Source organism: Sphingobium sp. B2 (genome assembly GCF_007693735.1).
Classification (GTDB): Bacteria; Pseudomonadota; Alphaproteobacteria; order Sphingomonadales; family Sphingomonadaceae; genus Sphingobium; species Sphingobium xenophagum.
The window spans coordinates 874,288-886,939 of the sequence record NZ_VDBZ01000001.1 but is presented as its reverse complement, the minus strand read 5'-3'; the positions used below and the strand labels follow the sequence as shown (position 1 = coordinate 886,939).

The window sequence follows — 12,652 nt, the reverse complement described above, 5'->3', positions numbered from 1 at the left end:
GTCAGCGGGTCACTTCTGGTAATAGTCGCGGAACCACGCGACGAAGCGGGAGATACCGTCGCGGAAATCGGTGCGGGGGGCGTAGCCGGTCAGGCGATAGAGCAGCGTGGCATCGGCCCAGGTGGCGGGAACATCGCCCATCTGCATCGGCAGAAGGTTGCGGATCGCCGGCTTGCCCAGCTCCCATTCGATAGCCTCGATGAAATCGAGCAAGCGGACCTTGTCGCTGTTGCCGATGTTCACCACGCGGAAGGGGGCAACAGGGCTGAGACTATCGCCTGGCGCAATGTCGGCGGTGCAGGCCGGCCGTACCGGCGGCACGTCGATCAGCAGGCGGATCGCCCGCACCAGATCCGCCACATACGTGAAGTCGCGGTACATCTCGCCGTGGTTGTAGATGTCGATCGGACGGTCATCGAGAATGGCGTCGACAAACTTGAACAGCGCGAGGTCAGGGCGGCCCCAGGGGCCATATACCGTGAAGAAGCGGAACATGGTGATCGGCAGGTTCCACAGATGGGCATAGGAGTGGCCCATGCTTTCCGTGGCCTTCTTGGTGGCGGCATAAATCGTGAGCTGGGTGTCGGCCTTTTCCGTCTCGACGAAGGGCATATCCTCGTTTGCGCCATAGACCGAGGACGTGGAGGCCATCAGCAGATGCGCCACGCCCAGACGTCGGGCTGCCTCCATCACATTGAAGGTGCCCACCACATTGCTGTCGATATAGGCGCGCGGGTTTTCCAGGCTGAAGCGCACCCCGGCCTGTGCGGCCAGATGCACGATAGCGTCGGGGGCGAAGGCATCGATCGTCCGGTCGAGCAGCGCCTGGTCTTCCAGTTGCCCTTCCACACAGGCAAAGCCGGGGTGTTGCAGCAATACCTGATGGCGGCGTTGCTTGAGGCGCACATCGTAATAATCGGTCATGCCGTCGTAACCGAACACCTCCAACCCTTCCTCCAGAAGGAGGTGGGCAAGATGAAAACCGATAAATCCTGCCGTTCCGGTCACGAATACGCGCCGGCTTGCTTTACTACCTAGCGATGTCATGGGAATAATTCTGTGATCTCAAGGATGTGCGGAAAAGATCGCTTACCAATACGACCATTGCCCAGTGGCGATGACGTGAAGCCCGAGCATGGCGTTAGTGACCCCATGGGCCGCGATCGCACCCGGGAGACCGAGCCGGCTCAGCCGCACACCTCCGTAGGCGAGTGCAGCGACAAAGGCGGCAACGGGTTGGGAATGCATTGCGGCAAAGCATCCGGAGGTGATCAGCAATACCCCTGCCGGGACAGTGCCCGTCGGGACTCGGCGCGCCAGCGTATCTTCTGCAAGTCGCCAAAGACCACGCCGGAACGCCAGTTCTTCCACTACAGGCGTCACCAGGGCCGAACCGAGAAAACGGACAGCGATCCAACCTCCCGCGAGTGCTCCGGACGCCGCCGAAAGCGCGGATTCCATCACCAGACTGCGCGCGGGATCGGGCGGAACCAGGTGGAGCCACACGCCATAGACGGCGCTTCCAGCCAGTACGGGCAGCCAAAGCCGTGAATTGCCTGCCCGCCACTCATGTCGATGGGTGTGCCACAGGACGCCGAGCGTGATTGCGACAATCAACGGGTAACCCCAGTTGATGTCCGTTCTATAAATTCCGAAAGCAAGGTTGAGGGTGACCACCGCAGCCAAAGGCAGGCAATCGCGCAAAGCCGCCCTCACCGCGTCTTCCTCGGCAGACCCCGGAGCTACCCGGCTGACCAACCGCTGTCCGCCATCTCGGGTAGCATTCGACGAGCAAGCGCGCTCCAGTACGAAGATCGCGCCACACGCCACCGCCAGGACCGATAAAATTCCGAAGCGTGAATGAAAGCCATAGATCGCGCCTTGCGGAGCGACGCGCGCACCGAGTTCGAGCAAAGCCACGATCCGGAGCGCATTGAGGCAAAACACGGCCGCCAGCCCGGCCAGCCAGATCAGCGCCATCGCCAGACCGGGGCGTTGCCGTGCGATCAGTGCATAGGACAGGTAAAGTCCCGAAAACAGGAACAAGCCTTCATATCCGGAACACACGGGCAGGATATCGACCTGGAATGCGCCTAGCCGTATCCAGGTGCCATTGGGCAGTGCCTGCATCGATACTGCTGAGACGCCTTCCAGATGCACCAGCAGCCAATGCACGAGGCCCACGGTGGCCTGATTGAGCGCTGCAATGGGAAGCGGATGAAAAAACATCTGCAAATAGACGAACAACGTGAACGCCAGCGGCCACCAACGGCTCATCGCGCGCAGCAGTCGGCCGGGTGCGGTTTTCAAGAGACCGGCGCACAAGAGAACGGTTGCGCTCAGCTTGCCGATAGCCAAGACAATCTGGGCGAAACCGATATGGGAATAATGAGCCGAGAGCAGGCTGCGCGAAACCGACGAGAACACCAGGATTGCGATGGCCCACCAACCCGGCCCAAGTGATCTCGACCACAACCCTCCCGTTCCGCAGCATGTTTTGGTCCGATCGTCACATTGCCGGGAGAAGGTGGCGTGGCTTGCAGGGAACAGCGTGTTGAGAAGCATCGCTCCCGCCATGAACAGCACGATGTCGCCAATCACATACAAGACATCGGCGACATATAGCGCGCTTGCCTGGATGCTGCCGAATTGAACGAAGATCCCGCTTTCAAACCGCGACAGGCGCGATACCTCGAATAAGCCCGCCAGAAGGATCAGGTTGCCGACCCGCTTTGCACCGAACCCGCGCAGCGGGGCGGACGGGAAAGGATATGATTTGAAAATGGTCATGAACGACACGGAAGGAGGCAGGCGGCCTCCTGGATCAGAATACAGCCATCAACGCTACGAGGCTGGACAGTACAGCCAAGCCGGCCGACAAAGCCGGCCGCTGAAAACGCGCGCGAAGCACCGGATAGAGCCATCCACCGAATATTGCCCCACACAGCGACAGGATAATCGCGTCGCGTGACGCATCGCTGGTAATGCGCAGGCCGAGCGGCAGTGCTGCTAAGGACAATACCACGACAAGCGGCGGTGCCATCCTCAACCAGCGAGCATTTCCAAACTGGCGCGCCATGGCTTTCAGGCGCAGCGCAAGGTTGGTTTTTCGCAGGCCCAATTGCGGCCAAAGAACCATCGCGAGGGGGCCGACCGCAAGCATCCACCACAGGAATGCGCCGATACGGCGCAATACGAAATAATCCAGATTCGGCATTGTCGCCCGCAAGAGCGCTCGTGCGGCATCGTTACGATTCTCACCGACCGGTTTGGCTTCATATGGCTGACTGGCAACCGAAGGATCGATCCTTTGATACAAGGGATCGGAAATCTTACGCAGTACTGCCAGCGCCACCTTGTCCCGGTTTTGCTTCCTGAGACCCGCTGCGATCTGTTCATGCACCAGCTTGGGATCGACAGGATCCGCTTGCCGCGACTGTAGTATCAGGATCTCGATCCTGCCGGGTTTACGCTGCAGATCGATGTAGGAACCCGAAGCCGCCATGCGTTCGAGCTTCTTCAGCAACAAGGCTGGTACCTGCTCGCTGTTTTGCGTTGTATCGACAGCACCAGCCAGCAGATGCGCGGATTGCAGAGCCGATTTGATCGCATTGACTTGCGCCGGCGCAGGCATCGCGCCGACCGGCAAACGCGACAAGGCGGCCGTCACCACCTTCTCGGCGTCCCGGCCTTGAACGGCGGCGATGATCCGGGTGTAGGTGAAACGCGCGCGGTTGGCGAAGATCTGCGGATTTTCTCTGACGAAAGCCTCGATTGCATCAGGTCTGGGCGGACTGTCCGCATTCGTTTGAGCCACGCGCCTGTCGAGAACATAAGCAAGCATCAACTGACGCCGGGACAGCGCTAGCTGTGCAGCAAGTTCGGGGGGTATCTCACCTCGTTCGTCGAATTGCTGTTCGATCATATGTTCGGCGATCAACTGCCGAATGGCCAACTCGCGCCTGGCTCGGGGTTCTGTTTCCCCTTGTCGGATTAGTGCGTCTTCACGCTCGACGACATCCGCCTCGAAAATGCTGACGTTGCCCACCCGCACAATGAGAGCCGGTGCGGCTTTAGAGCCAGTCGAAGCCGCTTGAAGAGGCGCAGCATGCACAGCTGCCCCCTGCGAAGCCGTCAGGAGCATAGCGGCAACCGGCAAACAGCCGGCCCGGAGCAGGAGGCGATATACCATTGGGAACCTTGGGTGCGAGTTACGGACGGCGCAGACAGAGACGCTTGCAAGTGAGCGATTCTCAGGCTGTGAAAGCTATGAAACGCAAAAGGACTGTTCGAGTTCGAACCGCGGAAATGCTAGGGCGCTTCGGTGGTGCCAGAATGTTTACGCAAGCCCGCGGCGTAAATGGCGACTTGCGCACCGGTAGGTATGTCACCGGCGTCAACCAGCAGGTTGACCCTTAACGCCTTGCACTCTTCGGTCACCGGCACATCCATCTCCAATGTCTGTGCCTGGGTGCTTGCGGGAAACACTGCTCGGGCGATGGGTTTCTCCCGTCCGTCGTTCCGGATGCACCGCCACTCCCAGATGGCGGAAACCATCTTGTCGTCAATGGAAAAAGCCATGTTCGTCGCGAAGTCATAGCGCCCCGTCGGCAAGAACAGCACCCGGGTTAGTGCCACGGTTATCTTGTTCCTGGGTAGCTGGATCGCCGCGCCTCCACCGGACAGAAAACGGGTAGTCGTGACAGCTCGGACTGGCAGTGCCCAAGTAAACGGTCGCAGTGCTGGATTGGCCGTCTTGGCATCGACGTCCATGCCTCGGAATGGGTCTAGGTCTGGGGCAATCGATAGGGCCAGCGCAAACGCTTCGGGATAGGCATTCACCCGGACCAACCTGGCGAGAATTTTCTGCCTCAGCCTCGATAAGTCGCCTTCACCTACTGTATCGACATTGTCGTTTAGCAGCGCGAGGACGCTCTCCACCTTTGCGTTCTCAGCCGCGTAGCTCAAGAACGCACCAACCCAGTGCGAGCGGCGAGAAAGATACGCTTTTAGGGATTCTCGTACTTCGTCGTGATCCAGCGCGCGGGCAAGCAATGGGAATAACTGAAGCCACGCCTCTTCATGAGTCGAAAGAGCCGCGTCGTAATGTTCAAGCGCACGGGGCACATCGTTTTGCGATACGGATATCTCAACCAAGCCAATTTCGGTGGCCAGGTCGCGCCGCGATACTGCGTGAGCTTGCTGCAGCAAAGCTAGCGACGAAGCATGATTCGTATTGGAAGTGGCAAGCCAGCGCAACACTGACGCCTGGAGTGGGTCTTGCCGCAGCGCTGCCAACAGCGCCTTCTTGTCCGTCACGCGGCCAAGAATGTCTTGCTGCCGGCCCATCGCACGATCGAGGATTAGCGACTGGGCTACACCATCGTTGGGCGCGATGCGCATGACAAATTCCGGATAATCAGCCCGCAAGGCGATAAGCGCTGAATACCAGGCGATGGCACTTGCGAGTCCGATGACGACTAGCCCGCCCACGCAGCGACTACGCACTCTTCTATGCAGAAGAAGGACGGCATTGATGGGGCTCTCAACCGGCCTGCTCGTCATCCGCCTGCCCGTAATAGTCGAATATCCCACTATAATCGTTGTGGCTGCGCGGCACCTTGGTCAACACGGCGCCCAGAAGTTTCCCGTTGGTCATTCTCAGTCGGTTGGTTGCCGCCTTCACCGCTCGCTGTGCTGGACCACCAGCCTCCACGACCAGCAAAGATGCCTCGGCCATTCCGCTAATAAACGGTGCATCTGCCAGACCGAGAATCGGTGGCGTATCGATTACTACGTTGTCGTAAACCGTCGTCGCATATGCGAGCAATGCACCGAGACGCTGTTCTGTGAGCAACTCGGCGGCATTGGGCGGCTTCGGGCCGGAAGAAAGCAGGGAGAGGCCTGCGATGTCCGAGGCTTGGATATTCCGAGTCCAATCATCCTCACCCGACAGATAGTTCGACAATCCCTTTTCCGGTATCATCGACAGATGCTTGCTCAGAAGCTCCGCAAGCGAAGGGGCCCGCATATCCCCATCCACGAGCAGCACCTGCTTGCCCTTTCGGGCTAGAATCAATGCCAGCATCGCCGCCGTTGTGCTTTTTCCCTCGCCGCTTCGTGTGGACGTGACCATCAGGGTCTTAGGGACACCGTGCGAAGTGGCAAACGAGAGCGCCGAACTAATGCTGACATAAGCCTCGAAAAGTGGCGATGCGGAATCCTCAAGCGGAGTAAGCATTCTTGTCTTGGGAATAAGGGGAGCTTCGCCGATGATGGGGATATCCAGTGTCCTCGCGAGCATTTCGGAATCGTGGATTGACTGACCGACATGCTCGATCGCGAAGATCGCACTGCCGGACAACACTAGGCCTAACAGCAAAGCAAAGGCTAGATTCTTCAATAGGCTAGGAGAGGAAGGACCATTTGGCTGTAATGCCGCGTCAACGGTTGTCACTTGGCTGGCGCCGACGGTACCGGCAATGCCGATTTCCTTGTAGCGCTGCAACAGCGCGTCATAAAGTTGGCGGTTTGTATCTGCTTCGCGAAGCAAGATATTATATTGGATTGTCGCCTGCTGCTGCTCGTTGAGCTGGCGGCGCAGTTCGGCCACCTCACTTTCGAGCTGGGCTTCCTGTGCTTTGGCCTGCTTGAGCGCCATCTGTCGATTGTCGTGGATGCGTTTTGCCGCACTACGGATATCCGTGTCGATCTGTCGCATCTGAGCGGCCAACTCTTGTGCAGCCGGATAGGTAGGCTCATGCTGCACAAGCATCTGGGCGTATTGGGCGGCAAGTTGCGATCGCGCCTGCCGCAAGCCAATAATTGAAGAGTCGAGACTGGCATCGCCTGCGTCTGGGCTCAACTGAGTTTGCGCGGTGATGCGGCTTTGAGTAGCCTGATTTAACGCGGCCGCACGGGCAGTCAGGGCCATTTCAACCAGCGTCTGGCTCGAGACCGTGTGACCCGTCGAATCAACCGCTTGGGCCAGTTTCACAATACCGGCACCGGAGGCGAAATCACTTGCGGCTCTTTCGGAGCGTTGTAGCCGTTCGCGCATTTCGTTGAGGCGGCCCTCCAGAAAGTGCCTCGCATCGCCCGTGGACGAATATTGCTGGTCGATGCGGGTTTCGATGAACGATCGCACCCATTCGTTAGCAATTTTCGCCGAGAGCTCAGCAGATCGGCTGGTGTAGCGTATATCGACGAGTTTTGAATCTTTAACCGGGTCAATCGCAATATGAGCCAGCAATAAATTGGCGGCCTGTCGCTCGCGAACTTTCCGTTCCGCCAGCCCCACCCCCTGTTCGGTAATTGGCGCACCAACGCCGTGTGCCAGAAAAAAGGCCGAATTATTGCCAAGGTCCAACGATGAGACAACGCGATCAGCCAATGCTCTAGTGGCCAGCAAGGCATATTGCGTCTGGTAAAACTCCGTGTCCTGGTGGCTAGGGCCGCTGTCCAGATTGCTGACGTCTGCCATACTCTTTTGCTCGCGGTCGATCTCGATCCGAGCGTGAGCTGTGTATTGTGGCGGAATCAGCAAAGTGACCACCAACCCCAGAGCCAAGAGCGACAGAATTATTCCGCCAATTATCCACCAGAAACGCATTACAAGCCGCCAGTAATATAGCAGGTACGGCATTTCGGAGAGCTGGCCATTCTCTGTCCTGGAATGCCAAATGGGGGCCGCCAACGTCTGGGCAGGAACAATGTTGGCGCTATCGAGCGTCATGGGCGGATCCGGTCATAGGAATAGATTGAAAAGGATCGTGGGCGTGAATGAAGACTATCACTTCCGCCCTAAGGCTACGACCAGCGGAGTGATCCATAGCGGTGCGGACGAGATTACGTCTTTGAAAATCTGACGCGCGCGGGAATTTCCGACTATCACGAAATCCGAGGCATAGATCTCCGGGTCGGAATAACGGCCAGCCATGATTGCTCGAACATCGTACAATGCTGCGTACTTCGTATTCTGCACTGTACGAAATATGACTACTTGGCGAAGGTCGGCGATATCGGTCTGACCTTTGGCGAGCGCGATGGACTGCAAGAGGGTCATGCGACCGACAACTGGGAAAGTGCCGGGGTTTTTCACCTCGCCGGTGACAGTCACAACTTGGCTGACAGCTTCGACAAGGTTCACCGCCACTTGGGGATCGCGCAAATAGCGTCCCCGTAGCCCATCCTTTACCTGCTCTTCCATTTGCAGAGGGGTAAGCCCCGCCACATGGATGATACCCACCAGCGGTATCGAAACCCGACCACTCGAATCGACCTGGACCTCCATCGCCGCCAGCTCGGGAATGGCGAAAACGGCAAGGTGCAATTTGTCGAAAGGGCCGATCAAGTACGGGCGCTCCCCCGTCTGCCCTTCTGCGGTTTCAGGCGCGGGAAGCCCGCCGCGTTCGACAACTGTCAGGGTGTTCGGATCGGCGTGTTCCAGGCCCGGTGAGGCGCACGCGCTCAATAAGATCGTCGCCCCAAGGCCCATCATGAAGCATCTCGATTTCATTGGTTGGCTTCCCATGCGGCCGGAGCTGGAGCAAACTTGCGGACCTTCTGGCCCTGTCGGGGCAGCCATAGAAGCGCCGTGACAAAAAGGCAGGCGATTGCCGGGGTGCGCAACGGGTAATCGGTGAGGCTGGCAAGGCCGATTATTGTCACGATAGTTAGCCCGACACGATAAAGGCGCCGGTCAGGACTGGACATATCCCACTTGGTAAATCGCGTTGCCTGAGAAAATACCCGCGCATAACCGACCATTGCTATCAATAGTAAAATAGCACCTGAGACTCCCGCGGTGAGGAGAAGATCTGCAAAGTCGTTATGCGCTTGATTGAAATACTGAGGTGAAAGCAGGTTAGAAGGTTCATGCAATTGTATCACCTGTGCAAACCCACCGGTTCCTGTTCCCCAAGGGAGGTAGGTCTTTGCCGCAGTTACGGTGAGAGACAGCATCTGCCAGCGGCGTTCATCCGTGAGATTTGCATCAGTCAGACGTGTCAGCGATTCTACGCGAACCATGTTCATCGTTATGGCAGCGATGGCTAGTCCTGCGCCGATCAAGCTGATGATCCAAATTCGCCACGGCTGACTGCGCCGGAGGATACCGTTTCCATTTCGTTGGTGGCTAGGAGGACAGTAAATGAAGGGCACTGATCCCATGGCGAATATGCTCAGTAGAAATCCGCTGCGGGACCCTGTTGCAAGTAGTGTGACGAACACGAAAATAATGGCAGCAAGGCTTATATAGCGCCTCATTTTATGAATCTGAGGCGTTCCCTCGCGACGAGCTGCGTAAGCAGCCAACATCGGTATCATACAAACCAAAAACACAGCCTGATGATTGCGATTGGCGAACAACCCGACACCAGAACCGATATTGGTAACGTCGTATAGGTACAAATAAGCCTCGGCCGCGGGCGCAACGATTTGGACAATCCCCAGCAACGCGCTCAACGCTCCAAGAACCAGCCACAGTTCCAAAAGATGTTTCCGGCGGCGAAACGGTGCAATTGCACCCAACAGCAGCACCGCAGTCGGCAACGTTAGAAAGCACAGGCTATTCCATGTCGCCAGCGGCGTCATAGTGAAGGGCCGCCAGATCCGGCCTATCTCACTGGCAGCATCAATCTTCGTTATTACCTGTCGGCCTGGTAGCTGCGTCCATATGGTCGGGGGCAACGGAATGATCTGCGCTGCAACAAATGCAACGATGGTCGCGCCAAAGACAATATGGGGCCGGTAGAGGTTCCAGCGTACCAGACTGATGCGCGAGGCAGCTGCTCCGAGCAATAGCACTGCGGCAGGATGGAGTACGATGAGGCTCTCGACATCTGCACGGGCACTTCCCCCCAGCACCATGGCCAACACGACTGCCAGATAAAGCCCAAACGAGGCAAAGTTGGATTTGGACGGCACGGATGAAGGGGTTTTGCCGCAACTGGCTGAGTCACTGGGCCCAGAAAACGGATTGCGGTCCAGGGGCAACGGGTACCCAAGATTCGCGCGGGGGGGGGGTAGCACTTTCTGCGAGCAATATAAAGAGTTAGTTCAAATAAGTATGCTCGGAACGTCGGTGACACTTACGGACTAACGGAGTTGTGGCCGCCACTAGACAATACCGTACCCGCTGCCGCCGCTAGACCTGCAAAGGAATAGAGTACCGAAGACGGAACTCCCCCGGAGTTAACAATGCTTTTCTGTGCCATTTTGCGCACCGCGTTCTGAGCATTTGGGCGTGCCCACAAAAGATCATTACGTGCGGCGCAGTGCAGCACGGGCGTCGGCTCATTTTGGCGGCAGGCCAATACAGGTGATGCCTCAGGCGATAAAGCAGTGGCTGCGGGCGAAGGCGCTTCGGACGCTGCGAAAATGGGAGTAGTCGATGAGAAACCACCTGCAAGAGCAAGCGCGAGGATGGGCCACCGGTATTTCATACGTCCTCCATAGCAAGAATGGATCGAGCCCAATGGCTGGGAGCTTGTACCATCGTGAGTGTCCGCCTGCTCACTCTTGCGGCAACGGAGATGTCAGCAGCCGAGCACGATAATCCGCCGATTCCAGCTCGAATCGGGCGCAATGCGGACACGTGTAAGAGACATATTCGACCAGCTGCACGAGATGCCCATCCCGCTGCCGAACAGCTTGCATGACGAGGGGCTTGAGCGCCTTCCAGACGTAGATCCCATTCTGCAATTCACCGTTCAGGCGGAACATCGGGGTGGCCTCAACGCCTGACTTCAGAGCGGCATCTGTCATGGCGGTCAAATGCTGGATATCGGTTTCGTCTGTAAGGCACGCCGACGCTTCTGCGTGTGCTACGCCGAGTTCCGCGGCTAGTTTGAACAGACCCAGATCATCCGCGATACGTACCGTCCGTTCCGTGATTGTGCCTTTCGTCCAGGATTTCAGCCGTTCAGGCGTTACCTGGTCGAGTATGGCTTGCTGATGAGCCAGAAACTCATGGTGCCGACGCATAAGGCCCTCATGCGGGCCGCAGCGCACCAACAGTGAAATGGCAAGATCTACCGGATCGTGGATGACATTGTGCAGTTCGATCTGGAGTGCACCAGCGGGTCGACCAACAATCACGTAGGTGAATTCAGATGTCGGCCGAATCTCCATATCAGGTGACGCGGCGAAGCTTCCTGCTGGCGCCAGTGTCATGCCTAGTGCGAGAACGCGGATAAACCAGGATAAACGCATACGCTTGTCGTCCCATAGCTACCGCACTCCGAGAGAATCGCACTCGGAGCGGCTTAGTTTTTGTATTCACACTGAAGTATTATTGGTCGGGCTTGCACTATTGCCCGAAGTTCTTCGTCATATTTTCCAGCAGTTCAGGCAGCCGGAGTCGGTCAACGCGAATCAAAGCCACGCCAATGGCGCTTAGCCGCATCTGGATCAGGCGGGCATCTGCACCCTACTGCGGCGGATACGCATCAGGCTCCCGTCGCGGGGCCTCGCCGCCCACAACGCGAAGACACCGAACAGCAAGACGCCGCTCGCCGCGAGGCCGCCGTCGATTTCCGGTGCCGCCATGCCATAGTAAGACATTGTCGCAACAGATGTGCCTCCAACCTGATTGCGGCCTGGATTACTCCACGTCACTACTGTGTTGTCGGACCCTGGAAGGATATCGATCCCACTGTTGGTCATCGCATATGTCGTTCCGGCAACATTGAAGTTGATCGAGAGATTGGTGATCGTGTCGCCGACGCTCAGTCCCGAAAAGCTATTCACCGTCACGGGTGCTCCGCCATACGATAACGTGCTGCCAATGCTGAGTGTGCCGGTGTCAGGCGCGACCTCAAAGGTTGCACTGAACAGCTTGCTACCACCGATGACGGCAGGATTGGTGTATGTAGAAAAGCTGAAGTATGGGCGGGTCTCGGCCAGCGCGGGAGAGGAGAAAATTGACCCGGCTAATATGGCAATTGCGATTTTCTTTCTCATTTTTTTCATGATTAATCCTTTCTGGACAGACAGGTTCCCATCTCAATTCATCAAGTGACATTCAGACCCATGTGACTGGATGGCATTGCTACAGAGGTTTCACCGCCAAGCAACTTGAGGAGAAGTTCGACACGATCATTGGACTTCATCTCGACAAATTTTCCTGCGGAACCTGCGAATGGTCCGCTTAGGATCCTTACTTCATCGCCTCGCCGCAAATCCCCCGCGCCGATTTTCCATTCTCCGTCCGGGCATCGTCTACGCAACTCGTCCATCACATTTCGAGGAACCGGGGTGGGCCGGTTGCCTCGGACCGAAACGAGATAGCGCATTCCATACGTCGAGTTGACAGACTGCCAGCGACCGAGATCGGGGTCGAAAGACAAGAACAGGTATCCCGGGAATAGTGGAGCCATTGCACATTCGCTCCTGCCGAACCTGTTTCGCACTCTACGAAAGAAGGGATCAAATACTACGAACCCTTGGTTTTTGAGGTTCTCAATCGCGAACTTTCTCTTGTTCTCGAATACGCATCCCACAAACCACTTATCCATTTTCATTCCAGCGCCGATAGAATGTGAACTTTGTGACCAATCGACGGATTTGGTCGTTGTGCCATTGTTCGAAGCAGCGGGCTCCGTTGTTTCACCAACGGCAGATCCCCGCGGGGGGGGGGGGGGGGGGGGGG

Annotated in this window: 10 protein-coding genes; all 10 read right to left on the bottom strand. The window is 57.3% G+C overall.

The features are described 5' to 3' along the window. Positions 1 to 9 precede the first annotated feature (9 nt). The 10 genes from FE851_RS04390 to FE851_RS04345 all read right to left on the bottom strand — a co-directional run bounded on the left by FE851_RS04390 (position 10) and on the right by FE851_RS04345 (position 12,518). Positions 10 to 1,047 (bottom strand): NAD-dependent epimerase/dehydratase family protein, encoded by a 1,038-nt coding sequence (locus FE851_RS04390; protein WP_145200129.1) that lies wholly within the window; start codon positions 1,045 to 1,047, stop codon positions 10 to 12. A 42-nt stretch (positions 1,048 to 1,089) separates the two neighbouring features. Beyond that, entirely contained in the window at positions 1,090 to 2,790 is a 1,701-nt protein-coding gene (locus tag FE851_RS04385) for a CAAX prenyl protease-related protein (RefSeq protein ID WP_145200127.1), read from the bottom strand. Between the two features lie 34 nt (positions 2,791 to 2,824). Then, complete coding sequence (locus FE851_RS04380; RefSeq protein ID WP_186378744.1) at positions 2,825 to 4,144, bottom strand: hypothetical protein; 1,320 nt, start codon at positions 4,142 to 4,144, stop codon at positions 2,825 to 2,827. A 167-nt stretch (positions 4,145 to 4,311) separates the two neighbouring features. Then, entirely contained in the window at positions 4,312 to 5,403 is a 1,092-nt protein-coding gene (locus tag FE851_RS04375; RefSeq protein WP_145200121.1) for a hypothetical protein, read from the bottom strand. A 142-nt stretch (positions 5,404 to 5,545) separates the two neighbouring features. Next, complete coding sequence (locus FE851_RS04370; RefSeq protein ID WP_145200118.1) at positions 5,546 to 7,735, bottom strand: GumC family protein; 2,190 nt, start codon at positions 7,733 to 7,735, stop codon at positions 5,546 to 5,548. A 57-nt stretch (positions 7,736 to 7,792) separates the two neighbouring features. Next, positions 7,793 to 8,518, bottom strand: coding sequence for a polysaccharide biosynthesis/export family protein (locus tag FE851_RS04365; RefSeq protein ID WP_261370847.1), 726 nt, complete (start codon positions 8,516 to 8,518; stop codon positions 7,793 to 7,795). Further along, complete coding sequence (locus tag FE851_RS04360) at positions 8,515 to 9,870, bottom strand: O-antigen ligase family protein (protein ID WP_261370968.1); 1,356 nt, start codon at positions 9,868 to 9,870, stop codon at positions 8,515 to 8,517. Before FE851_RS04360 ends, FE851_RS04365 begins: the two co-directional genes overlap by 4 nt. Positions 9,871 to 10,515: 645 nt before the next feature. Further along, a complete protein-coding gene (locus FE851_RS04355) occupies positions 10,516 to 11,175 on the bottom strand; it encodes a DsbA family protein (RefSeq protein WP_145200110.1) in 660 nt (219 codons plus the stop codon). Positions 11,176 to 11,412: 237 nt separating this feature from the next. After that, positions 11,413 to 11,973, bottom strand: a complete 561-nt coding sequence (locus FE851_RS04350) for a hypothetical protein (RefSeq protein ID WP_145200107.1) — start codon at positions 11,971 to 11,973, stop codon at positions 11,413 to 11,415. A gap of 41 nt (positions 11,974 to 12,014) precedes the next feature. After that, complete coding sequence (locus tag FE851_RS04345) at positions 12,015 to 12,518, bottom strand: transcription termination/antitermination NusG family protein (protein WP_186378742.1); 504 nt, start codon at positions 12,516 to 12,518, stop codon at positions 12,015 to 12,017. Positions 12,519 to 12,652 lie beyond the last annotated feature (134 nt).